This is a genomic window from Adlercreutzia sp. CNCM I-6207 (assembly GCF_977072305.1).
This window is the reverse complement of sequence record NZ_CDRVLZ010000020.1, coordinates 1-23,815: the sequence shown is the minus strand read 5'-3', so window position 1 is coordinate 23,815 and position 23,815 is coordinate 1. Positions and strand designations below refer to the sequence as shown.

The window sequence follows — 23,815 nt, the reverse complement described above, 5'->3', positions numbered from 1 at the left end:
CTGTCTGAGCGACTGAACGGTACCCCGCAGCCCGAACCGGAGGGATCCCCTAAGCCCGCTCCTGTTGGCGGGCCATTTCGGCTTCCAGCTCCTCAGTGAGGGTGAACCACTCCTCCTCGGCGGCGGCCAGGCGCTGCTTCAGTTTGGCATGCTCGGCGATGGCGTCGGAGGAGGCATCCTCGTTCACGTAGAAGTCGGGGTCGGCCATCATGGCAAGCAGCTCCTCCATGCGGGCGTTGTCTCGCTCCATCTGCTCGTCCAGCTGGGCGATGCGCTTGCGGTGGTTCTTCAGGGCCGCGTAGGCGCGGTTGCGGGCCTCGGCCTCGCGGCGCTTCTGCTCCTTGGTCTTCGGCGCGCTGCCTTTGGGCGCGGTGAGCTGCACATCACCGCCCTTGGGGGCCGGCGTGACCCCGGAGCCCTTGACAGCTGCGGAGGACTGACCGAGGTCAGCCCCTACGGAACCATCCCGAGCAGCCGTCGAGCTCGAGCCTTGGCGGTCGCGGCGGCGGTTCACGGTGATCTTCGTGGGGGCCGCCGCACCAGCGCGGCGCTTCTCGGGGGCCGCGCCGCTCCCCTTCCCGTGGATGCCCGCATCGGCCAGGGCCTCGTCCACCACCGAGCGGTCGGCGTCCACGTCGCCATCGAGCTGGCCCGACTTGTACAGGTAGTAGTCGTAGTCGCCCTCGTAGTTGGTGATCTGGCCGTCCTTCACCTCCACGATGCGGTTGGCCACCCCGCGAATGAGGTGCCGGTCGTGGGTGATGAACAGGATGGTGCCGTCGAAGTGCTGCAGGGCCTGCTCAAGCACGTCGGCGCTGGAGATGTCCAGATGGTTGGTCGGCTCGTCCAAGCACAGCAGGGGCTTGGGGGCCACGAGCATCTTCGCCAGGGCAAGCCGCCCCTTCTCGCCGCCGGAGAGCACCGACACTTTCTTGTCCACGGCGTCCCCCGTGAACAGAAACGCGCCCAGCAGGCTGCGCACCTGGGAGATGGACCAGCCGGGCGCGGCATGATCCAGCTCCTCGAAGACGGTGTTGCCCGCGTGCAGCTCTTCCAGCTGGTGCTGGGCGTAGTAGGTGAGATCGACGTTCACGCCATAGTCGATGGTGCCCGCATCGGGCTTTTCCACCCCGGCGATCATCTTCAAGAGCGTGGATTTGCCCGCGCCGTTGGGGCCCACGAGCGCCACCTTGTCGCCGCGGTACATCGTGAAGTCGATGCCGTCGTACACCGTGTGGTCGCCGTAGCGCTTCACGAGGCCGCGCGCCCGCACCACCTCATCTCCCGTGCGCGGCGGCTGCACGAAGTTGAAGTGCACCGTCTTCTTCTCCTCGGGGATGACCGGCAGCGTCTCCTTGATCTTCTCGATGCGCCGCTCGCGCTCCTGGGCCTGCTTGGCCTTGGTGGCCTTGTAGCGGAAGCGGTCGACGAAGGCTTGCAGGTGCGCGATCTCCTCCAACGATTTCGCACGCTCTGCCTTGATGCGCTCCAAGCGCTCCTCGCGTGCCACCAGGTATTTCGAGTAGTTGCCCTTGTACAGGTTCACTTCCCCGTTGTCGATTTCCGCCACGCGGTCTACCATGTTGTCCATGAAGGCGCGGTCGTGGGAGACGACGATGACCGTGCCGGCATACCCGCGCAGAAAGCCCTCGAGCCACTTCACCGATTCCAAGTCCAGGTGGTTCGTCGGCTCGTCGAGCAAGAGCACCTCGGGATTGCGGATGAGCAGTTTCGCCAGCGCGATGCGCATCTGCCAACCGCCGGAGAACTCGGTGGTGGAGCGGGTCATGTCGCGCTCGGTGAAGCCGAGGCCGAACAACACGCTTCGCACCTTCGACTCCAGAGAGTAGCCGCCGAGCATCTCGTAGGCATCCCGCGCCCGGCCCACGGCCGCCAGCTGCGCTTCCGTGGGGTTCGCGCCCAGTTCCGCCTCCAGCTTGTGCAGGCGCTGCTCGGCTTCGAGCACCTCGGTTTGCGACGAGATGACCTCTTCGAAGACGGGGAGGTCGCCCATCTCGATGGCCTCCTGCTCAAGATAGCCCACGCGCGCGCCCTTGGCGAAGAGCACGCGGCCCTCGTCCGGATCGTCCTCGCCGGAGATGATGTTGAGCAGTGTCGTCTTGCCCGCGCCGTTAGGGCCCACAAGCGCCAGCCGGTCGTACTCTTCCAAGCGGAACGTCACGTCGTGGAACAGCGTGCGACCGCCGTAGGATTTCGAAAGATGTTCAGTTTGCAGGACCATAAGCGCTTCCCGAATCAGTCGTCGAGGGACGACGCCAAGCCGCCCCGCTTTTGCCAACTGCATAGTGTAACGCATCCGAGAAACGATGCGCCCCGCTATGCCTTCCGGTACTTCTGAAAACGGCTGTTGGGCTTATCGGGAACCGTCCGCACCCCCTCATGCCTCAACCAATTCGAAGGCCTTCCGGTAGACGGGCTCCGCCTCCCAGCCCTTCGCCTCCACTTCTTCCAGGGTGAGCCATGCGAAGGACTCGTGCTCATGGCTCAGGCGCACGTCGCCGGAGCGCCAGCGGCAAACGAAGTCGACGCCGAGAATCCGTCGCCCCGGGGCGCGCAACGTCCAGGCGTCGAAGGGCTCGCCGACCTCGATCTCCAGACCGGTCTCCTCGCGCACCTCGCGCACCAGCGCCTCCTGCCAGCTCTCGCCCGCTTCCACACATCCCCCCGGAAGATCCTCCTCGAGATCGGGCGCGATGCTGAGACGGCGCGCCGCATCGGGCTTGAACAGGAACAGCATGCGGCCGTCCTTGAAGATGCAGCCTTTTACCGCAACGCGCTCCCTCGGCCTCGACGCCGCGGCTTGATCGAACCCATCAGTATCATATTGCGCGTGCCCCACGGCCGCCTCCTCGAGTAGGTTATTCCAAACACCTCCGTACCATAGCAGAGAGCCCCGCGATTCCTGCGCACGACCTCCTTCGGTTCACGAAGTGCTGCTTTTCTGCACGAGATCTCGAGTTATAAGCGTCTAGAAGAGACAGAATTAACGAATCGCGATATCTCCAGCATCTAATGAGGCAGTTTTCGAGAGAACGCCTTCGGAACCGGAACGGCGGCGCCCAAGCACGCAGCAGCAAGGACGAAGACGACGGCTTTCGCGGGAAAGCACAGGATGAGCAACAAGGCCACCATCAGCGGCTGGCGCATAGCGGCGCCCAAGAGGGCCGCCGTGCTGACGGAAAGCGCGAAGACCGGGTCGATGCCAAAGAGCCCGGCGGCGGCATAGCCGATGGCGATCCCCGAGAAGATGAGCGGGAAGAAGTGGCCGCCGCGCCAACCGAGTCCGAGGCACACCTGGCTGGCCAGCACCTTGAGAAACCCCGTCGCGAGCAACGCCCCGGCACCGAGGGCCGTCCACTGCTGCGCCAGCATCTCGGTCTGGGCCTCGCCGGCGAACAGGGTAAAGGGAAGAAAGATCCCAAGAACTCCCAGTATCGCACCGGCAACGACCGCCTTCACTACGACGCGATCGCCGAGCCGCGCGGACAGCTTGCCCACGGCCCAGCCGAAGCCATGAAAGAGCCAGCCGGCGCAGGCACCAAGCGCAATGACGGGAAGCGCCCAGGCGAGCTCGGATGTCCCCACGGCCATGTCGGAGAAGTGCGGCAGCCCCGAACCGCCGCCAGTCACCTCGTTGAGCAGCATGAACGCCCCCAGCGCCCCGGCCACGGAGAGCAGGTACACCGCCGTTTTGACCGGTTTGGAAACCTGGGGCGCGGAAACCACCGTCGCGGTGAACGAGTCGATCCGGCGCCGACGCCCGTCGGCATCGTCCGCATAGCCGAACAGCGGCGCCGCCAGACCGAACAGCGGGGCCGAGAAGATCGCCGACAAAATGGCCGCCGTGCCCGCGTTCGCCAGCTCGCGCATCTCGGCGCCCATGAACTTGAGTCGATCCCCCACCCAGCTGCAAAGCCCCGCCACCACGCCGGTGAGGCCAGCCTCGGGCCCGATGCTGCCGCCGAATAAAAGCGGCAGGAGAGCGCCGAAGAACATGGCTCCCAAGTGCCGGTAATCGTAGCGCCCGGTTTTCTTCACCTCGGCGAGCACCGCGTTCATATCATCAGGGTACGGCCCCACGTTCTTTTGAAACAATCCGATGGCAACGCCACCGGCAACGCAGAAGGCAAGCGGGTACACGACAGCGGGCATCCCTATCGCCGCCAGCCACGCCGGCGCCTTCACCCACAAAAGATCGAGGCCCGCGTTCATGAGAAAGAAGAACGCCCAGCAAAATGCCCCGGCGCAAGCCCCGAGCACCACGGTCACCACAGCAAATGCAATCCGTTTCACGACGGCTTCCTTTCCCGGGCGAAAAGCTCTTTGAATACGAAAAGGCCCCTCCGAGGAGGGGCCTGCTGTTTATGGTGGTCGCTACAGGATTTGAACCTGTGACCCCCGCCGTGTGAAGGCGATGCTCTCCCGCTGAGCCAAGCGACCGAAAGGTTTTCGCAACTCACTTGGTGACTTGCGACGGCTGTATATACTACACGGATTCCGCGACGCGCGCAAGGGGGAATCTTGTATACTATCCCAACATATTCACAATTCCACCGTTTGGCGGCTCTTCCCGCGCTTTCAGTGCCGAGGCCGTCCACCCCGAAACGGCGCACGAGAAAGAGAGGATCCGCCCCCATGGCAAGCGATTTGACGAGCGACACCTTCCTCGCCTCCAAGAAGATCAGCGACGAGATCAAGGCCGATCTGGCCGTGCACCCAGAGAAATACACCATGCTCACGGGCGACCGCCCCACGGGCCGTCTGCACATGGGCCACTACTTCGGCACCATCCGCGAGCGCGTCGCCTTGCAGAACGCCGGCGTCACCACCCGCATCATCATCGCCGACTACCAGGTCATCACCGACCGCGACACCACGGCCAACATCGCCGACAACGTGCACAACATGGTCATCGATTATCTGGCCTGCGGCATCGATCCGGAGAAGACCATCATCTTCACCCACTCCGCCGTGCCCGCCCTAAACCAGCTCATGCTCCCCTTCCTGTCGCTCGTCACCGAATCCGAGCTCATGCGCAACCCCACGGTGAAGGCCGAGCAGGAGGCCTCGGGCCACGCGCTCACGGGGCTGCTCCTCAGCTACCCGGTGCACCAGGCCTGCGACATCCTCTTCTGCAAGGGCAACGTCGTGCCCGTCGGCAAAGACCAACTGCCCCACATCGAGCAGACCCGCCAGATCGCCCGCCGCTTCAACGAGCGCTACGGGCGGGTGTTCCCGGAGCCCCACGGGCTTCTCACAGACGCCGTGGAAATCCCCGGCCTCGACGGGCGCAAGATGTCGAAGAGCTACGGCAACGCCATCGCCCTTTCGGCCACGGAAGAGGAGACCGCCAAGCTCATCAAGAAGTCGCAGACCGACTCCGAGCGCATGATCACCTTCGATAAGGAGAATCGTCCCGGCGTGTCGGCCCTACTGACCACGGCGGCGCTGACCACCGGCCGCACCGAGCAGGACATCGCGGCGGAGATCGGCAATGACGGCGCCGGCGCCCTCAAGCGCTACGTGACCGAGTCGGTGAACGCGTACCTGGCCCCCATCCGCGAGCGTCGCCGCGAGCTGGAAGGCCAGCCGGAGATGGTGCGCGAGATCCTGCACGAGGGCAACCGCCGTGCCAACGAGATCGCCAACACCACCTTGGACGAGGTGCGCGAGGCCATGGGCATGGTGTACTAGCCGCCGCGGGCAAGCTTATCGATACCGCGCGACCACGGCGTCCCCTTAGCGGAGGGGGCGCCGTTTTTCTATACGGAGTCCTCCAGATCCATCTGCATGAGCTGGACGCTCTCGCGCATGCGCTGGGCATGGGCGCGCGAGAGTCGGTCGTCCTCGTAGGCGCTCTGGATCTGCTCCAGCTCGAAGGTGTAGGCCTTGCGCTTGATGTCCTCGGTGCGATCGCCGGCCTTGATGACGGAGGTCACCGTGGGCCGCGCGTCGTGCAGCGCCGCCACCGAGCGCTGGTACTCCACGAGCACCGCCGCCGCGTCCTCGGTGGGCACCTGGCTTGAGGCGACGGCCGCTTCCAAATGCTCCACGGCATAGGTGCGCGTGGCCGTCTGCAGCCAGCGCATCTCCTCGGTCTGCTCGGCCAGCTCCGTGTTGCCCGGCAGCTCGCGCAGCACCGCGCGCACGCCGCGGTGCCACAGCGCCCGGAAGCGGCCGTTCCAACGCTTCAACGTGCCGTGCCCCTTGCCGTGCTGCAGAAGCTGCATAGCCTGCTCGAGGCGCCCCATGTAGCGGTAGGCCACCACGCCGGAAACGACGCCGCGCTCCATCAGCTCCATGGCGCGCTCATACTCCCACATAAGGGCCTGAACGCGCAGCTCGACATTCATCTCGCTCTCGATGCCGCTGTTGGCCTTGATGCGCGCGAGGCGGTCGTTGTAGGAGCGAATGACCGCCCGGGTCTCCGCGCGGTTCTCCCGGGTCTGCTGGGCCGCGAGCATCTCGATGACCTCGCGCATGATGTCCATGGTGGTGGCGGCGTCCTGGTCGATGCGGTGCAGCTCCTCCTCCCCCTTGTCGCGGGCCGGCGCCAGAAGCGGCACGACGAACGTGGCCAGAAGCAGCGTGCACACGATGACGCCGCAGGCGAGGAAGATCAGCAGCTCGCGCTGGGGAAAGGGCACGTTGGGCGGCCCGTAAACAGCATAGGTGGGAATGGAGAACATGATGGAGAGCGTGATGGTGCCCTTGGCTCCGCAAAACGTCGTGATGAGCGCGCTGCGCAGATCGCCTTTCCCGAAGCGGCGCTTCTCGTCGCGGCGCACATGGTAGAGATCCATGGCAAGCACCCACAGAAATCGCGTGGCCAGAAGCACGAAGGTGAGCCCGAAGACGAGCAGGATGAGCGTGGAGTTCGTGATGCGCACGTTCTCCCACGTATCCTGCATGGCCAAGGGAAGCTGGGTTCCCAGAAGCACGAACACGATGCCGTTCAGGGCATAGGTGAGCACGTGCCACACGCTGCCCGAGACGATGTTCATGCGCGAGACCGAAGGGCCGATGACCCCCTTGGGGGACGTGACGTTGATGAGCCCGGCCACCACCACGGCGATGACGCCGGACACATGGCACACATCGGCCACCAGGTAGATGAGGAAGGGAATGAGCACTTCGAAGAGCACATGGAAGTTCGTGTTCTCCACGCCGATGGAGCGGGCGCGCTTGACGACCCAATTGCCGAGCAGCCCCAGGAGAATGCCGAGCAGCAGGCCGCCGACGAATTCCACGAGGAAGTCGACCCCGGCGTCAACCAGGGAGAACGACCCGGTGACCACGGCGGCAATGGCGAATTGGAAGGACACGATACCCGAGGCGTCGTTCAAGAGCAGCTCGCCCTTCAACATGGAGGCCTGGCGCTTCGGGATGTCCACCTGCTTCGAAAGCGACGAGACCGCCACGGCGTCGGTGGGGCCCAAGGCCGCGCCCAGGGCGAAGGCCGCCGCCAGCGGAATGGAGGGCACGAACGCGTTCAGCAGGAAGCCGATGACGAGCGTCGTGGCCACCACGAGGCCTATGGCCAGGGAGAGCACGGGCTTGCGCTCGCGCCAGAGCGCCTGCTTGTCGGCGTGCTTCGCCTCGTCGTAGAGCAAAGGCGCGATGAACATGACGAGGAACAGCTCCGGGTCGAGCGTCACCTCCACCTCGCCGCCGGCCACAACGGCAATGAGGAGCCCGATGACGATCTGGATGAGCGGAAGCGAGACGCGCGGGATAATCTGGTCGATGAGCGAGGACGCCAAGACGGCGACGAGCAGGAGCAGACCGAGGGTCAGCGCTTCCACAACTGCATCTCCTTTTGGGTGTCGGCAATGGGCGAATAAGATATTTTAGAGCATGGCGGCCTATTGGGAAAGGCGCACGCGGAAGTTGCGGCCGCTCTTCTCCAGCTCGTAATCTCCCACCGAGGCCATGTACTGGCGCATCTGGGAATAGCCGAGGTCGCGCACCTTGAAGTCCTTGAACTTGGCACGCAGGGCGTCGGTGATGGTGGAGAGCATGATGCCCTCGGCGCCAGCGCCGGCCACCAGCTCGCGGATGTAGCCGGCCGGGGTGTCGCCCGCGGGCTTCTTCTTGCGAGCCGGCGCCTTCTGGGGGACCTCCTTCTTGACCGTGTTCTTCTTCGCGGCAGTCTTCTTGGCGGTCTCCTTCTTCGCGGCAGTCTTCTTGGCGGCCGGGTTCTCCTCCGCCTTCGACTTGGCCGCCTGGCGGCGCCGCGTCGGCTTTTCCGTCTCCGCGGGCTTCTCGGCCTCCGTCGGTTCCTTCGTCTCGCGCGCCTTCGCCTCTTCGGTGGCATCGGCTTTCTTCGTCTGGCGGGTCTTGCGCTCGGCGCGGGCGCGGCGGCCGGGCCGCACGTCCTTCTGAGCCTCCGGTGCCACAGGTTCTGTCTCCGGCGCTGCCTCCACGACCACTTCGACGGCCTCGGACGCCGGCACCTCCACCGCCACTTCGGTGGAGACATCCGACTGCTCCGCTTCGCCCTCGGGCAACGCCGCGGCGGCCTGGCGGCCCTCCGACAAACGCCCCACGGCCTTCGTCGCAACCCGGCGCGTACCGCGATGGCTGCGCGAGCGGCGATTCGGCTTCTCGGGCTTCTCCATCTCGGACTTCTCCATCTCGGGCTTCTCGGCCTCGGCCGAGGACGCCTCAGTCGCGGCCGCCTCTCCATCGAGCTCAGAGGCGACGTCGGCAGCCTCTTCTGCCTTAGCGACCTTCGCGGCCTTCGCGGCCTTCTCGGGCTTCCCCGCACGCTCGGGCTTCTCCGCCTTCTCGGGGCGCTCCTCGCCCTCGGCGAGTTCCACGGTGACCGAACTGTGGTCTTTGGTGATGCGCACCCGCGTGAACTCCTCGAGCAGCTTCGAGAGCAGGTTCGTGCCGTAGCTGCGCACGTCGAAATCGGGGTAGCGCTTCTGCAGGCGGCTGCCGATCTCGCCCAAGCCAGTGGCCTTGCCGTTGTTCTGGTTGTCGGTGATGATGTCCACCACGGCCTGCTCCACGGAGTCCTTCGGCACCGCGTTGCTGCCGCCGCCCTTCTCGTTGCGCTTGTTCTGCACGAGCAGCTCGAGCGTGGTGAACACGTCGCAGGCGCGCCGGAAGGGCGTGGGGGTCTTCTTCTCCCCCATGCCGATGACCATGCGCCCGCTCTCGCGCAAACGGCTGGCCAGGCGCGTGAAGTCCGAGTCGCTGGACACGAGGCAGAAGCCATCGACGTTGTCGGTGTAGAGGATGTCCATGGCGTCGATGATCATGGCGGAATCCGTGGCGTTCTTGCCCTGGGTGTAGCCGAACTGCTGGATGGGCGTGATGGAGTTCTCCAGCAGCGCGTCCTTCCATTTCGCGTGCAGGGTGAGCGTCCAGTCGCCGTAGATGCGCTTGATAGTGACGGTGCCATACTTCGACAGCTCGTTCAAGATCGGCTTCAAGTAGCGCGCCGACACGTTGTCCGCGTCGATGAGCAGCGCGAAGCGGCGGTCGGACGACTCAGTGGTTGTCTTTGATTCCATGGGAGGTAAATTCCTTGCTTGAGATAAGGGGCCTTTGTCACTCAGTATGGCACACTTCGGCCTAAAATGCTGCACCTATCTTGGACTCAGGTCAAGCCGTAACGTTGAGAAGCGCCTTTCCTCCCGAGAATACGGGAAGTCGTGGGATAGGGGCAGCCGAGGCAACAAAAAAGCCAGCGACGATAAGCCGCTGGCCTAGCATTTCGGTGGTGCACCATGAAGGACTCGAACCTTCGACCTTGGGATTAAGAGTCCCCTGCTCTACCAACTAAGCTAATGGTGCACTTGGTTCCTGCGCAAAGCGCTTGAATATTCTAGGCGAAGCTTTTCAGAATTGCAAGCCCTAAATTTTCAAGCGCGCTGGGGTGGATGATGGGACTCGAACCCACGATCTCCAGAGCCACAATCTGGCGCCTTAGCCAACTAGGCCACACCCACCATTTCGCGCAAGGCAGAATTATAGGCAACAGAGAGCCTGGGTGCAAGAGTTATTTTTCCTATGCCGCTCCCCGCGCCATGGGCGCCGCTCCCGTCGCCGCTGCCGGCACCACTCCCGTCGCCCGTTGATTCGTCTCGCCACCGTCCGACCGTTTCCGAGCACCCCGGCGCCGACGAGCACGCAGCGGCGCGCTTTAGCAGGCCGCCAAGTCCTTCACCACTTCCCCGCCGAGAATGAGGCCGGCTACGGAGGGGACGAAGGCAACCGAGCCGGGTGCCGGACGCGTACCGTCCTTCACAGCCATGTCGTCATCCGCGGGAACGAGCGGCGGCTCAGTGGAGTAGACCACCTTCAACGACGGAATGCCTCGCCGCCGCAGCTCGCGACGCATGACGCGGGCAAGCGGATCGACCGAGGTCTCGTAGATGTCCGCCACCCGAAACGCCGTCGGATCGAGTTTGTTGCCCGCGCCCATGGACGACACAATGGGCACACCTGCCGCAAAGGCAGCTTCCACCAGAGCGATCTTCGCGCTCACCGTGTCCACCGCGTCAATCACATAATCGAAGGCCGCGAAATCGAACTGGTCAGCCGTCTCGGGAAGGAAGAAGCACTGGCAAGGACGCACGATGCACGACGGATTGATAGAGGCCACGCGCTCGGCCGCCACCTGCGTCTTTGGACGCCCGATAGCGCCCATCGTGGCGATAATCTGCCGGTTGAGGTTCGTGGGATCCACCGTGTCGGAGTCGACGAGATCGAGCGCCCCCACCCCGCTGCGAGCCAGCGCCTCCACCGCATAGCCGCCCACTCCGCCAATGCCGAACACGGCCACCCGAGCCGCCGCCAAGCGGTCGAGACCATCTCGCCCCAGCAGCAGCCGCGTCCGCGCGAAAAGGTCATTCACGAGAGCACTCCCATCTTCCCTAAAGAGCGTCGAGTGTCGGGCACGGGCGCTCTTGCAAAAAGTTTCGCAAAAATGGTCACAAAATCGACTTTTGAACTCTTCGTGAACCGCAAACCCGTCATTTTCAGCAGTGAAACGCGGAAAAGAGGCGTTAAACTAACAAAATAGGGTTCAGAATCGAAGATAGAGAGTTCAAAACTCGATTTTGTGACCATATTATCGCAGTTTTTTGTCGGGAAGGCGCTTGCGGCCCCGATTAGGAGAAGACGATGTCCCAACAATCCTCGCAGCACAAAAATTTGACCCCCGCCATCGGTATCGCTCTAGCATTCTTGCTCTCGATGAGCTCTTTGGCCGGATGCAGTGCCTCGATGGCAGCTGATGAGGCGCCGACCGATAAGTCGACCCCTGAGCTCGCGAGCACAGGGGCGCCCGACGACTCACAAGAGCCGCAGGCCACTCCCCCAGAGGACGCAAACCAGCAGAATGCTGAAGCTGCTAGCGAAAACCGATCCGCAACCGACGATGGCGCCCTTTCCTACCGCGACATCCCCGCCTTCGATGGCAATCCCTACGTCTACGTGAACGACGGCGAGCCGGTGTTCACCGACGAGCAGCGCGCGGCCGAGCCCGGGTATGAGCGTTACGGCGAGCTGGACGAGTTAGGCCGCTGCACCGCCGCCTTCGCCGTCGCGGGCCCCGAGACCCAGCCCACGGAGAAGCGCGGTTCCATCGGCGAGGTGCGCCCCTCCGGCTGGCAGATGGCCAAGTACGATTTCGTGGAGGGCAAGTACCTGTTCAATCGCTGCCATCTTCTGGGCTACCAGCTCACGGGCGAGAACGCCAATACGCAAAACCTCATCACCGGCACGCGCTATTTGAACGTCCAGGGCATGCTGCCCTTCGAAAACGCCGTGGCCGACTATGTGGATGCCACGGGCAACCACGTGCTCATGGCCGTGGCGCCCGTCTTCGAGGGAAGCGAGCTGGTGGCCCGCGGCGTGCACATGATGGCGGAGTCCGTGGAAGACGGCGGCGAGGGCGTGGCCTTCAACGTCTTCTGCTACAACGTGCAGCCGGGAGTGGTCATCGACTACGGCACGGGCGAATCGATGCTCGAGGAGGACGCCACTCCCCTGCCCGACGTGTCGGGAGCCGAAAGCGCGCCCGATACCGCAAGCGAAGGCGCAGGTGCCGGCGAAGCGTCCGAGAAGGGCGCGACGGGCTCCGACGAGGGCAAGGGCGTCGCCGAGTACGTGCTGAACACAAACTCGAGGAAGTTCCACCTGCCGAGCTGCTCGTCGGTCGGCCAGATGAGCCCCAAGAACCGCGAGGACGTCGAGGACACCCGCGAGAACCTCATCGCCAACGGCTACGACCCCTGCAAGCGCTGCAACCCGTAGGACTTCGATGGAGTCTCCAAATGTGTGCTAGAATAGCCAACGCACTTACGGGGCTGTAGCTCAACGGTGGAGCAGGGGACTCATAATCCCTTGGTTCTCGGTTCGAATCCGGGCGGCCCTACCAAAAACAGACATGCGCCTGTCGGATATTTCCGGCGGGCGCATTTGCTATACGACGCTATCTTTCAAACGCGGCGAGCTTTTGTGCGATTAGCCTGGGAAGCTCTTCCGCGCATTCGGCGATGGCGTCTGCGCCTTCGCACTCCCCTGGCTCGCCAAATCCGTAGGCGCAGGCCACGAAGGGAATGTCGTTGCGCAGGGCCACCTCGCGATCGTGGAATCGGTCCCCTACCATAATATGGGGCAACGGATAGAAAGAAGCCACCTCGCGGTAGATCTGCCATTTGGGAATCCAGTCGAAGTCTTGGGCACAGTGAAGCCCTTCAATCCATCGGCCAAGGCCGAACTCCCGCATGTGATCCTCGCCGTAGGAGCGCCAGCAGTTCGACAGCAGCACCATGGTCGCCCCTCGGGAAGCTACCTCATCGAGGGCCTCCTCAACGCCGGGGAACAGCCGGGCCCGGCCTTCCTTTCGCAAACGCTCCATCTCGTCTCGCACCCGCAGCGAGGCCTCGCGCCACACGGGCTCGGGAAGATGCGGGGCGAAGGTGGTCCACATCTCCTCGGTCGTCCAGCCGAGCCAACATGCAATGTCGGCGTCAGCGTAGGTGCGCCGCTCGAGCCAGCCCTCCTTCGAAAGCCATGCGCAGGCCGCGCGAAAAGCCGGTCCGTAGAGCGCCATCGTATCGTGCAGCGTGCCATCGTAGTCGAAGAACACCGTGCCTCGTCGATCGCCCATTCGCCTCTCCTTTCCCAGGGCGCGCGTCAGCTAGCCCTCGATCTCGCGCAGCAGGTTCACCATCTCGATGGCCGACGTGGCGCAATCGAAGCCCTTGTTTCCCGCCTTGGTGCCCGCCCTCTCGATGGCCTGCTCGATGGTGTCCGTGGTGACGACGCCGAACATCACCGGCACATCCGATGCCAGCGCCACCTGCGCGATGCCCTTGGCAACCTCGTTGCAAACCAAATCGTAGTGGGACGTAGCGCCGCGAATGACCGCTCCCAGGCAGATCACGGCATCGTAGTGCCCGCTTCGGGCCATGCGCTGCGCCACAAGCGGTTCCTCGAAGGCACCGGGCACCCAAGCTATGTCCACATCCTCCTCGCGAACATTATGGCGCAGAAGCCCGTCCATGGCCCCGGCGATCAGCTTGCTCGTTATGAACTCATTGAAGCGGGAGGCCACAATGCCCACCTTGACGTTCTCGGATACCAGTTTTCCCTCAAATACGGTCATGATCTTGCCTTTCTCTCAATTCCTTTCGAGTTTCCAAATTTTCGAATTTTCCGTCTGTTACGCCACCTGGGGCTGCGGCTCCTCCGCCTTGAGCATATGGCCCATCTTCTCCCGCTTGGTCTTCAGGTAGAAGCCGTCGTGGGCTGTAGGTGCGATCTGGATCGGCACCCGCTCAGCAATGACCAGGCCGAAATCCTCCAATTGATACACCTTGTCGGGGTTGTTCGTGAGCAGGCGCATGGTCTTCACTCCGAGGCTCTGCAGAATTTGGGCTCCGATATAGTATTCCCGCAGATCGCCGGCAAACCCCAGCGCCTCGTTTGCCTGCAGCGTGTCGAGGCCCTGCTCCTGCAGCTCGTAGGCGCGCATCTTGTTCACGAGCCCGATGCCGCGGCCCTCCTGGCGCATGTACAGCACCACACCGCGGCCGGCCGCTTCCACCTGGGCCATGGCCGCCGCAAATTGCGCGCCGCAGTCGCAGCGCTGCGAGCCGAACACGTCTCCGGTCAGGCATTCGGAATGCACGCGCACCAGCACGTCCTCGCCGTTGCCGATCGCTCCCTTAACGAGGGCGATATGGTGCTCGCCGTTCAAGCGGTTGACGAAGGTCTTGGCGCGGAACTCGCCGTATTCCGTGGGCATGAACACGTCGGCCACCTGTTCCACGTGCACTTCGTGCTTCTTGCGATAGTCCTGCAGCGCCTTGATGGACACGAACGTCAGGCCATGCCGCCTTGCCAGCTCGATCAGCTGCGGCGTGCGCATCATCGTGCCGTCATCGGCCATGATCTCGCAGCACAGCCCGCACGGCTCAAGGCCGGCCAGCCGGCACAGATCCACCGTTGCCTCAGTGTGCCCATTGCGCTCCAGCACGCCGAGGGGCTTCGCCATAAGGGGAAACATGTGGCCCGGCCGGCGAAAGTCGCTGGGCGACGAGGTGGGATCCACCACTTTGCGCGCCGTAAGGCCGCGCTCGGCCGCCGAGATGCCCGTTGTCGTGTCCGCATGATCCACCGACACGGTGAATGCCGTCTCGTGGTTGTCGGTGTTGTCGGTGACCATCTGGGGGAAGCGCAGGCGGCGGCACAGCTCTGCGCTCATAGGCATGCAGATGAGCCCCTTTCCCACGCTCGCCATGAAGTTCACGTTCTCCGTCGTCGCGAATTGCGCGGCGCAGATGAGATCGCCCTCGTTCTCGCGATCGGGGTCGTCGGTCACCAGGATGACCTTTCCCGCGCGCAGGTCCCCCAAGGCCTGTTCAATGGTGTCGAATTGGAAGTCGTTCATGATGCTTCTCTTTCTCTGATAGCCTTGCCGTGCAGATGCGAGCCTAAAACCCATGGGCCGCAAGAAAATCCCGCGTGAGACCCGGTGACGACGGACTCGCCTTCGGACTGCCGCCACCCTTTCCCCAAAGCTCGTCCTTCCCGGGCGATGCGCGCGGCAGCAGACGCTCCACGTACTTGCCGATGACATCGTTCTCCATGTTGACCTTATCGCCGACGCCCTTGGAGGCGAGGGTTGTCTGCTCCCGCGTGTGCGGAATGACCGAAACCGTGAAAGAAGCGTCCGAGACGCTTGCCACCGTCAGGCTGATGCCGTCGAGGGCAACCGAGCCCTTCTCGACGACCAGACGCAGGAGGGAGGGCGCCGCCTCTATCTCGTACCACACGGCGTTCGCCTCCTGGCGCACCGAGGCAATCGTGCCCATACCGTCGATATGGCCCGATACGATATGGCCCCCGAAGCGCCCGTCGGCCACCAGAGCGCGCTCCAGATTGACGGGGCTCCCCGCGCGGAGCATTCCCAGATTCGATCGCCGCAGGGTCTCGGGCATGACATCTGCCGTGAAAGAGCCGCCGTCGAAGTCCGTCACCGTCAGACACACACCATTGACTGCGATAGAGTCGCCCAGTCGCACATCGCCCAAAACCCGCTTGGCGGCAATGCGTAGCACGCCGTCTTTGGAGCCGCCGCGCAGGAAACGCACGCGTCCCACTTCCTCTACGATACCGGTGAACATGGCTGAAGCCTCCCTTCCAGCAGCACGTCGCCTCCCATCATCTGCAGGGACACCTCGGAAAGGACGGGCGCATCCGCCGGATCCCCCACCCCGCGCCCCGCCACGGGGCCCAAAGCTTCTAAGCCGCCGAAAATCTTGGGCGCAATGTAGGCTTGGACGCGATCGACCAAACCTTCGTCGAAAAGGCTGCCGAGAAGCGTCGGCCCCCCTTCCACGATCAGGGAGTCCAGAGAGAAGCGCTGCCAGAGCAGCTCCATGAGAATGCGAGGGTCAACGCGACCTTCTCTCGCAGGCACCGCAACCACCGCGCATCCGCGCTCGGCCAGAGCGTTGCGGCGAGCCAGCAGCGCGCCCTCGGCCACGGCCACTATCACGGGCGCCTCGCTTGCCGTGCGAACCAGTTGGGATTCCAGGGGAAGGCGCGCGGCGGCATCGACCACGACGCGCGCCGGCTGGGAGACCTCGCGTCCATCGAGGCGGCACGTCAGCAGAGGATCGTCGGCGAGCGCCGTGCCGATGCCCACCATGACCCCGGCATGGCGGTGGCGGTCCTCATGAACGCGGCGACGCGCCGCCTCTCCGGTCACCCAGCGAGAAAGCCCCTCCCGCGTGGCCACCTTCCCGTCCAAGGTCATGGCGTATTTGGCTATCACCAGGGGACGGCGCTGCTCCATGGCGTGCAGGAACGGTTCGTTGACAGCGCGGCACGATGGCTCCAAGACCCCCACGGCCACTTCGATGCCGGCCCGCCGCAGAGCCTCGTTGCCCCTGCCCGCCACAAGAGGGTTGGGATCGAGCACGCCCACGACCACGCGCGCAATGCCGGCCTCGATAAGCGCCTCGGTGCACGGCGGCGTCTTGCCCGTATGGCAGCAGGGCTCCAAGGTGACATAGGCCGTGGCACCGGCCGGCGACTCGCTGCAAGCCGCAAGCGCCTCCCGCTCGGCATGGGGGCCGCCGAAACGGTGGTGCCAGCCCTCGCCGATGATACGGCCGTCTCGCACAATGACGGCGCCGACAAGGGGGTTGGGGCTCGTCCATCCCGCTCCGCGCCGGGCCAGCTCAACGGCTCGGGCCATGAAGCGCTCATCAGCCTCAGCGGGCAGCGAGCCGTCGGCATCCGCTGATTGCGCACCCACTTCCGACGATCGCACGCCCCCTCGCGCCCCATCGGGGACGCTGCGCCCTCCGTCCATCATGCCTCCTTTCACAAAGACACCTCAGGACAGGGGGGCGCCCGCATTGCAAAGGGCCCTGAAACACGAGGTTCCAGGGCCCTTGAGCATACGCGCGCACGCTGAAGATCTTCTTCCATCCAGACTGTACTGTCGGTCTCGGAATTTCACCGAGTCAGCCCTAAGGCTCGCGGACTTTACCGCCGGTCGGGAATCTCACCCTGCCCTGAAGATGCTATGTAGTTGTTCGACGGGAAGGATATTACGGCCGTTCTTCCCGATAGTCAATTACTCAAATTATTTCAAATGGGTGAAAGCACAAAATCCGATGGCTACATCTTCACCGGAGCCGACACGCCCAGCAGGTTCAGGCTCAAGGCCAGCACGATGCGGGTGGCGTCGCACAGGGCCAAACGCGCCGTCTGCACGTCGGCGTCGTCGGTGAGCACGTGGCAGTTGGTGTAGAACTGGTGGAACAGCGACGCCAGGTCCTGCGCGTAGTGGGTCAGGCGGAACGGCGCGCGGTCGCGGGCCGCCAGGGCGATGAGGTTGCCGAAGTCGGCCATCTTGCGCATGAGCGCCAGCTCGGAGGGATGGGTGAGCGGCGTCAGGTCGCAATCCTCGGGAATGATCTTCTCGGCGAGCTCGCCCATCGTCATCTCCCCCGCCTCGACGGCGGCGGCGTCGGCCTCATCGGCCGCCTTGCGCAGGATGGAGCAGATGCGCGCGTGGGCGTACTGCACGTAGTACACCGGGTTGGAGGCGTCCTTCTTCTTCGCCACCTCGATATCGAAGTCGATGGGCTGGTCAGCCGAGCGGGAGAGCATGAGGTAGCGGGTGGCATCCACGCCCACCTCGTCGATGAGCTCCTCGAAGGTGACCATCTCGCCGGTGCGCTTGGACATGCGCACGGCCTTGCCATCGCGGAACAGGTTCACGAGCTGCCCCAGCTGCACCTCGAGCGCCCCGGGCCAGCCCCAAGCCTCGAGCATGCACTCGCAGCGCTTGATGTAGCCGTGGTGGTCGGCGCCCCACAGATCGATAAGGTGGTCGAAGCCGCGCATCATCTTGTCGTAGTGGTAGGCCACGTCGCTCATGAAGTAGGTGGCCTCGCCGTCGCCCTTGATGAGCACGCGATCCTTGTCGTCGCCCAGATCCGTCGAGCGGAACCAAAGGGCGCCGTCCTTCTCGTAGAGGTAGCCCTTCTCGCGCATGGCGTCCAGGGAGCGGGACACGGCGCTCTCGCCGTTCTCGTCCTCCACGTACAGCGAGCGCTCGGAGAACCACTTGTCGAAGGTGGTGCCGAAGTTGGCCAGCACCTCGCGCTGGTTCTTGAGCGTCATGTCGTAGGCCATCTCGCGGAAGGCCTCGACGCGCTCCTCATCGGAGACGTTCAGCCACTTGTCGCCGTCCTGGTCGATGATGTCCTGGGCGATGTCCTTCACGTAGGCTCCGCCGTAGCACGCCTCGGGCATCTCAACATCGCGGCCGAGCAGCTGCTGGTAACGCACGTTCACGGAGTTGCCAAACACATCCATCTGGTTGCCGTGGTCGTTGATGTAGTACTCCTCGTACACGTCGTAGCCGCCGTGGCGCATGACGCGCGCCATGGCATCACCCAAGGACGCCCAACGGCCATGGCCCACGTGGAAGGGGCCGGTGGGGTTGGCGGACACGTACTCGAGGTTCACGTAGCGCTCACCCTCGGGAATGGTGCCGCGACCGAAGTTGTCGCCCTCCTCGCGCACCTCGCGCACCACGCCCTGCAGCACGGCATCGGACAGGCGGATGTTGATGAAGCCGGGGCCGGCGATCTCCACGGAGGCGATCATGTCGTTTGCGGGAATGTGATCCACGATGATCTGGGCGATCTCGCGGGGGTTCTTGTGAGCGAGCTTCGCGGTGCGCATGGCGACGGTGCTCGCCCAGTTGCCGTTGGCCTCGTCGCGGGGTCGCTCAAGAGCTGCCTGCGGGGCCTCCGCCAGCTCAAGTGAGCCGTCGGCACGGGCCGCGTCGATCGCGGCGTCGATGATTGCTTCGAGGGATTCGCGAATTTCCATTGGTCTAACTTCCTCTTCTGTACGTCTTCAGTACGTCGGCGTTACCACGCGCGCGGGCTGTGCCGTACCCAATCGCGCCTATAAGCGGCCATAATAGCATGAACGACCCGAGAAAAACAGGAGCGCCCGAGCACTGTGCCCGGGCGCTCCCGCTAACGGTTCCGCAGGTCAGAACTGTGCAAGTGCACAAGTTCGCGCGCTTGCCCTGGATGCTACGACAGGATCACCATGGCCGCCGTGAGGATCACGATGCAGACCACGCCGAGGACCACGAACAGCTTGGCGCCGAACTTGAGCCACGTGGAGTACTCCACCTTGGCGAGGGCCAAACCGCCCATGATGGCGCCGGAGGTCGGCGTGAACAGGTTCACAAGGCCGTTGCCGGCGGAGTAGATCATGACCATGGTCTCGACCGAGAAGTTCAGCTGGTGGGCCAGGCCGCCCAGAATCGGGATGGAGACCGTCGCCATGCCGGAGGAGGACGGGATCAGGAAGGACAGGACGATGTAGAGCAGGAACGACAGCGGCGCGAAGATGATCGCCGACATGCCCGTCAGCGCCGCGGCGGCGTTGTTCAGGATCCACATGTCAAGGCCCGTCTTGGCCATGAGCACGGTGATGGAGCGGGCCAGCGCGATGATGAGCACGACCGACATCATGTCAGCGGCGCCGTTGATGAACGCCTTCACGAAGCGGCTCTCCGACACGCCGCCGATGACGCCGATGATAAGCGCCATGAGCAGGAACCACGTGGAGGCCTCGTCGAAGTACCAGCTACCCAGCGGCACGCCGGTCAGGAAGCTCGACCAGGCCGGGGTGACCTCCTCCTCGGCAACGGAGGTGGCCTCAACCGGAGCGGCAAGCGTCGTCGTGGTGCCGTTCGCCTCGTCGTAGGCGCTCACAAGCTCCTCGCCGGTCACGGTGGTCGTCACTTCCTGGGTGGTGGCGCCGGCATCGAAGATGGTGACGCCGAGGTCGGCCCAGGGAATGAACGAGACGATCATGATGACGAAGGTGAGCGCGAACACGATGAGCGACCACTTCTGGCGGCCGGACATCTTCGGCGTCGCGGCGGCGTCATCGTCGGCGGCCTCGGTCTCGGACTCCTTCATGCCCCACTCGTTCATCATGTCCTGCTGCTCCTGCAGCGACAGGAAGGTGGAGCCCTTGTCGGCCTTCACCTTCTTGGCGTAGCGCATCACGAAGACGATGGCGATGGCGAGCGACACGAGCCAAATGATCACGCCGAGCGCGATGATGATGCCCTGGTTCACGGACACGCCGATGCCGTTCAAAGCGTCGACGGCCACGCCGACGGCGAACGGGTTCACGGTGGAGCCCATGACGCCGACGCCGGCGCCGAGCAGCACCACGGCCGCGCCGGTCAGGCTGTCGAAGCCGGCGGCCACCATGGTGGCGGCGAGCAGCAGGTAGAAGGGCACCGTCTCCTCGCACATGCCGTAGGTGGTGCCGCCGATGGAGAAGATCGCCATCAAAATCGGGATGAGCACGAGCTCGTTGCCCTTCAGCTTGTGCACGAGGGCCGCGATGCCGGCGTCAAGGGCGCCGGTCTCGGTGACGATGCCCAGAAAGCCGCCCAGGATCATGACGAACAGGCACACGCCGATGGCGTCCTGGAAGCCGAACACGGGCGCGGTGAGCACCTGGGAAAGCGTCGCGCCCTGGACGCCCTCGACGCCCGACGCGGACATGACAACAGTGACAATCGCCAGAACCACCAAGATGATGAGCAAGATGGTGAACGAGGACAGAGGCGCCCTCTTTTTCTTGCCTTTCTCTGCAGCTGCCATGGTTATCCCTCCTTAATCGAATGACTGACAAAACACGGGGGCCGTGCGGTTCCCCTCCCGACTCCGCACGGCCCCGAGGTGTCGAACTATGTGCCAGCTACCGTAGCGGTACGAAAGCTACTGCAGCGTGGCGTACATGACGGCCTTGATGGTGTGCATGCGGTTCTCGGCCTCGTCGAAGACCTTCGACTGCTTCGACTCGAACACGTCGTCCTCCACTTCCATCTCCGTCACGCCGAAGCGCTTCGCGATGTCGGCGCCGGTGGTGGTGTTGGTGTCGTGGAAGGCCGGCAGGCAGTGCAGGAAGATGGCCGTCGGCTTCGCCATGGCCATGATCTCCTTGGTCACGCGATAGGGCTGCAGCTGCTCGATGCGCTGCTGCCACACCTCGTCGGGCTCGCCCATGGACACCCACACGTCGGTGTAGATGACGTCGGCGTCCGTAGCGGCTTCCTTCACGTCCTCGGTGCACTTCACGGTGCAGCCGTTCTCGGCGGCGATGCCCTCGCAGGTCTTGATGAGCTCATCGTCCATCCAGCAGTCCTTCGGGCCGCAGCCGACGAAGTTCATGCCGAGCTTGGCGCACATCACCATGAGCGAGCGGCCCATGTTGTTCTTAAGGTCGCCGAAGAAGACGAACTTCAGGCCCTTGATGTCGTAGTTGAAGTTCTCCTGCACGGTGAGCGCGTCGGCGAGCATCTGGGTGGGATGCCACATATCGGTCAGGCCGTTCCACACCGGGACGCCGGCCTTCTCGGCAAGCTCCTCCACATCGGACTGGGCGAAGCCGCGGAACTCGATGCCGTCGTAGAAGCGGCCGAGCACGCGGGCGGTGTCCTCGATGGACTCCTTCTTGCCCATCTGGGAGGAACCGGGATCAAGGTAGGTCACGCCCATGCCGAGGTCCATGGCGCCGACCTCGAAGGCGCAGCGGGTGCGCGTGGAGGTCTTCTGGAACAGCAGCACGATGTTCTTGCCCTCGAGATAGCGGTGCGGGGTGCCGGTGCGCTTCAAGTCCTTGAAGTTCTTGGAGAGCTTCAGCAGGTACTCGATCTGCTCGGTGGAGAAGTCGAGCAGGCGGAGGTAGGACTGGCCGGAAATATTCACGGGCATAATACGTTCCTTTCAATGAGATGGCGGCCGACCGACAGGCCGGCCGCCGGGAAATTCTCAAGCAATGCGCAGCGCTTCAAGCCGCGCGATGGGTTGCCTTACAGCGCCTCGCGCCAGGCCGGCATGGACATGCAGCGCGGGCCGCCGCGGCCGCGGGAGAGCTCCGCCGACGGCATGACCAGGCAGTTGATGCCGTTCTTGTACAGCACGTCGTTGGTGACGTTGTTGCGCTGGTACACCACCACGGTGCCGGGGCGCACGCACAGGGTGTTCGAGCCGTCGTTCCACTGCTCGCGCTCGGCCGCGATGCGGTCGCCGCCGCCGCAGGGGATGAGCGTGACCTTCTCGCCGACGTACTCGGAGAGCACGGACTCCAGATCCTCGTTGCGCTCGCGGATCTTGGTGCCGCCCTTGCCGTCCGGGGTGATCTCGAAGACGGTCAGCGGGCCCATGATGCCGGGATGAATGGTGAACTTATCGCGGTCGATCTGCGTGAACACGGTATCGAGGTGCATGAAGGCGCGGGACACCGGGATGTTGAACGCCAGGATGGTGTCGATCGGGCTCGTCTCGTCGTTGAAGATGTTGTGAGCGATGTGGTCGATGGCGTCGGGCTCGGTGCGCTGAGAGATGCCGATGGCCAGCACGTGCTCGTTGATGTTCAGGATGTCGCCGCCCTCGATGTGGAAGGTGTCGTTGCGGCTGTAATACTCGGGGGTGCCCACGAAATCGGGGTGATTCTTGAAGATGTAATCGCCGTAGATGGTCTCGCGGTTACGCGTCTGGCTGTACATGCGGTTGATGGACACGCCGTTGCCGATCATCGCGAACGGGTCGCGGGTGAAGTACAGGTTCGGCATCGGGGCGCACACGAGCTTGCAGCGGTCGGACACCATGTCCACGAGCAGGTGCGTGTCCTTCTGCGGCAGCTCCTGCAGGTTGATGCCGGCCATGGTCTTCATGACCATGTCCTTGGTGTTCGGGTAGTTGCTCTCGATATAGTCGGTGATGATGTCGTGGTACATATCAGTGCGGATGCCCGCCTCGTAGATCCACTGATCGAGGAACTGGCGGCGCAGCTCGGGCTTGGCGTCCAGGACCTCGGCCATGAGGTCCTCCAGGTACACGACCTCGACGCCCTCGTCGCGAAGGATCTTCGCGAAGGCGTCATGCTCTTCCTGGGCCACGGGAAGGAACGGGATGTCGTCGAACAGCAGCTCTTCCAAGGTGTTCGGGGTGAGGTTCAGCAACTCGTCGCCGGGGCGGTGAAGGATGACCTTCTTGAGATTGCCGATCTCGCTTTTGACGTTTACTCCTTGCATAGAAGCTCTCCTATCCTAGATCGGATACAGATAGAAACGTGCCAGCCACACAAGATCTCACGCGGCTTCGAGAGCAGAGGCCCACCAAGTCGTAACAAGGTCTGTTGTGTTTGACGGCATCTACTGTCCCACAACTTGGGGTTCGCTCTAGGGGCTGGGAGCTTTAGTTGTCTCAGCGCAAACGAGATGACACCTATTTGTCACCTGCAAATCGGCCAACTGCTCTTTATTTTCGGTGAGCTTTTTGGTAAGGGAAAGGCGAGCCCTGCCAAACGTGATTGCTCGGCAGGGCTCGCAGCCTAAATTCATGGTCGGGACGACAGGATTCGAACCTGCGACATCCTGCTCCCAAAGCAGGCGCGCTACCAGACTGCGCCACGTCCCGAAATAGCGCGGAAAGTATAGCAGAACCCTCGCTAACGAGCAAAAGCGCAGGATTTTGCGTTTGGGAGAGCCTCGGAACTCCTTATGGGCCTTTTCGGTGCAAGATTTTGCGTTTGGGAGAGCTCGCAGGGAGCGTGCGACTCTCCCAAACGCAAAATCCTGCACAAAATCTTTGGGCCCGCTGTTAAACCACCATTGACATAGACCCACTTTCGGTACACGCGGAAAGGGGCCTCCCGCTACGATGCGATTGTCGAGAAAGCACCGGAGAGGAGG

Annotated in this window: 17 protein-coding genes, 5 tRNA genes and 1 riboswitch; of the genes, 3 read left to right on the top strand and 19 right to left on the bottom strand. The window is 63.6% G+C overall.

Going from position 1 to position 23,815, the window contains the following annotated elements:
* Positions 1-49: 49 nt before the first annotated feature.
* The 4 genes from ACW4QM_RS09940 to ACW4QM_RS09925 all read right to left on the bottom strand — a co-directional run bounded on the left by ACW4QM_RS09940 (position 50) and on the right by ACW4QM_RS09925 (position 4,461).
* Positions 50-2,242, bottom strand: coding sequence for an ABC-F family ATP-binding cassette domain-containing protein (locus ACW4QM_RS09940; protein ID WP_157012813.1), 2,193 nt, complete (start codon positions 2,240-2,242; stop codon positions 50-52).
* A 156-nt stretch (positions 2,243-2,398) separates the two neighbouring features.
* Positions 2,399-2,860, bottom strand: coding sequence for an NUDIX domain-containing protein (locus ACW4QM_RS09935; RefSeq protein WP_157012812.1), 462 nt, complete (start codon positions 2,858-2,860; stop codon positions 2,399-2,401).
* A gap of 170 nt (positions 2,861-3,030) precedes the next feature.
* On the bottom strand, positions 3,031-4,314 hold the full coding sequence (locus ACW4QM_RS09930) for a chloride channel protein (protein WP_306506397.1): 1,284 nt from the start codon (positions 4,312-4,314) through the stop codon (positions 3,031-3,033).
* A 72-nt stretch (positions 4,315-4,386) separates the two neighbouring features.
* A tRNA-Val gene (locus ACW4QM_RS09925) sits at positions 4,387-4,461 on the bottom strand.
* Positions 4,462-4,656: 195 nt separating this feature from the next.
* Between ACW4QM_RS09925 and trpS the strand changes: the two genes are divergently transcribed.
* Positions 4,657-5,715, top strand: a complete 1,059-nt coding sequence (trpS, locus tag ACW4QM_RS09920; protein WP_161127445.1) for a tryptophan--tRNA ligase — start codon at positions 4,657-4,659, stop codon at positions 5,713-5,715.
* Positions 5,716-5,783: 68 nt separating this feature from the next.
* Here trpS and ACW4QM_RS09915 read toward each other — a convergent pair whose 3' ends face one another.
* From ACW4QM_RS09915 to ACW4QM_RS09895, 5 genes are all read right to left on the bottom strand, one after another.
* Positions 5,784-7,826: a Na+/H+ antiporter gene (locus ACW4QM_RS09915; protein ID WP_161127444.1), complete on the bottom strand. Its 2,043-nt coding sequence runs from the start codon at positions 7,824-7,826 to the stop codon at positions 5,784-5,786.
* Positions 7,827-7,886: 60 nt separating this feature from the next.
* On the bottom strand, positions 7,887-9,545 hold the full coding sequence (locus tag ACW4QM_RS09910; protein ID WP_161127443.1) for an NYN domain-containing protein: 1,659 nt from the start codon (positions 9,543-9,545) through the stop codon (positions 7,887-7,889).
* Positions 9,546-9,752: 207 nt separating this feature from the next.
* A tRNA-Lys gene (locus ACW4QM_RS09905) sits at positions 9,753-9,828 on the bottom strand.
* A 78-nt stretch (positions 9,829-9,906) separates the two neighbouring features.
* Positions 9,907-9,983, bottom strand: a tRNA-His gene (locus ACW4QM_RS09900).
* A 194-nt stretch (positions 9,984-10,177) separates the two neighbouring features.
* Entirely contained in the window at positions 10,178-10,891 is a 714-nt protein-coding gene (locus ACW4QM_RS09895; RefSeq protein WP_161127442.1) for a tRNA threonylcarbamoyladenosine dehydratase, read from the bottom strand.
* A gap of 371 nt (positions 10,892-11,262) precedes the next feature.
* Between ACW4QM_RS09895 and ACW4QM_RS09890 the strand changes: the two genes are divergently transcribed.
* Together ACW4QM_RS09890 and ACW4QM_RS09885 are read left to right on the top strand one after the other, a co-directional pair.
* Positions 11,263-12,294, top strand: coding sequence for a DNA/RNA non-specific endonuclease (locus tag ACW4QM_RS09890; RefSeq protein WP_455798413.1), 1,032 nt, complete (start codon positions 11,263-11,265; stop codon positions 12,292-12,294).
* Positions 12,295-12,343: 49 nt separating this feature from the next.
* Positions 12,344-12,418 (top strand) — tRNA-Ile (locus ACW4QM_RS09885).
* 54 nt (positions 12,419-12,472) lie between these two features.
* Here the strand turns inward: ACW4QM_RS09885 and ACW4QM_RS09880 are convergent.
* The 10 genes from ACW4QM_RS09880 to ACW4QM_RS09835 all read right to left on the bottom strand — a co-directional run bounded on the left by ACW4QM_RS09880 (position 12,473) and on the right by ACW4QM_RS09835 (position 23,540).
* Complete coding sequence (locus ACW4QM_RS09880) at positions 12,473-13,153, bottom strand: HAD family hydrolase (protein ID WP_022739647.1); 681 nt, start codon at positions 13,151-13,153, stop codon at positions 12,473-12,475.
* A 30-nt stretch (positions 13,154-13,183) separates the two neighbouring features.
* A complete protein-coding gene (gene ribH / locus ACW4QM_RS09875; protein WP_022739646.1) occupies positions 13,184-13,651 on the bottom strand; it encodes a 6,7-dimethyl-8-ribityllumazine synthase in 468 nt (155 codons plus the stop codon).
* Between the two features lie 57 nt (positions 13,652-13,708).
* Positions 13,709-14,938 carry a bifunctional 3,4-dihydroxy-2-butanone-4-phosphate synthase/GTP cyclohydrolase II gene (locus ACW4QM_RS09870; protein WP_022739645.1) on the bottom strand — a complete coding sequence of 410 codons (1,230 nt, stop codon included), beginning with the start codon at positions 14,936-14,938 and terminating at the stop codon, positions 13,709-13,711.
* 43 nt (positions 14,939-14,981) lie between these two features.
* A complete protein-coding gene (locus ACW4QM_RS09865) occupies positions 14,982-15,674 on the bottom strand; it encodes a riboflavin synthase (protein WP_022739644.1) in 693 nt (230 codons plus the stop codon).
* Positions 15,656-16,873: a bifunctional diaminohydroxyphosphoribosylaminopyrimidine deaminase/5-amino-6-(5-phosphoribosylamino)uracil reductase RibD gene (gene ribD, locus ACW4QM_RS09860; protein ID WP_225885598.1), complete on the bottom strand. Its 1,218-nt coding sequence runs from the start codon at positions 16,871-16,873 to the stop codon at positions 15,656-15,658. The genes ACW4QM_RS09865 and ribD overlap by 19 nt, the downstream gene beginning before the upstream one ends.
* Positions 16,874-16,973: 100 nt before the next feature.
* Positions 16,974-17,087, bottom strand: a riboswitch (FMN riboswitch).
* Positions 17,088-17,181: 94 nt separating this feature from the next.
* Positions 17,182-18,909, bottom strand: coding sequence for an arginine--tRNA ligase (gene argS, locus ACW4QM_RS09855; protein WP_161127439.1), 1,728 nt, complete (start codon positions 18,907-18,909; stop codon positions 17,182-17,184).
* A gap of 212 nt (positions 18,910-19,121) precedes the next feature.
* A complete protein-coding gene (locus ACW4QM_RS09850) occupies positions 19,122-20,720 on the bottom strand; it encodes a YfcC family protein (protein WP_455798412.1) in 1,599 nt (532 codons plus the stop codon).
* A gap of 117 nt (positions 20,721-20,837) precedes the next feature.
* Positions 20,838-21,833 carry an ornithine carbamoyltransferase gene (argF, locus tag ACW4QM_RS09845; protein ID WP_022739640.1) on the bottom strand — a complete coding sequence of 332 codons (996 nt, stop codon included), beginning with the start codon at positions 21,831-21,833 and terminating at the stop codon, positions 20,838-20,840.
* Positions 21,834-21,931: 98 nt separating this feature from the next.
* A complete protein-coding gene (gene arcA / locus ACW4QM_RS09840; RefSeq protein ID WP_022739639.1) occupies positions 21,932-23,155 on the bottom strand; it encodes an arginine deiminase in 1,224 nt (407 codons plus the stop codon).
* Between the two features lie 308 nt (positions 23,156-23,463).
* A tRNA-Pro gene (locus ACW4QM_RS09835) sits at positions 23,464-23,540 on the bottom strand.
* Between the last annotated feature and the right edge of the window lie 275 nt (positions 23,541-23,815).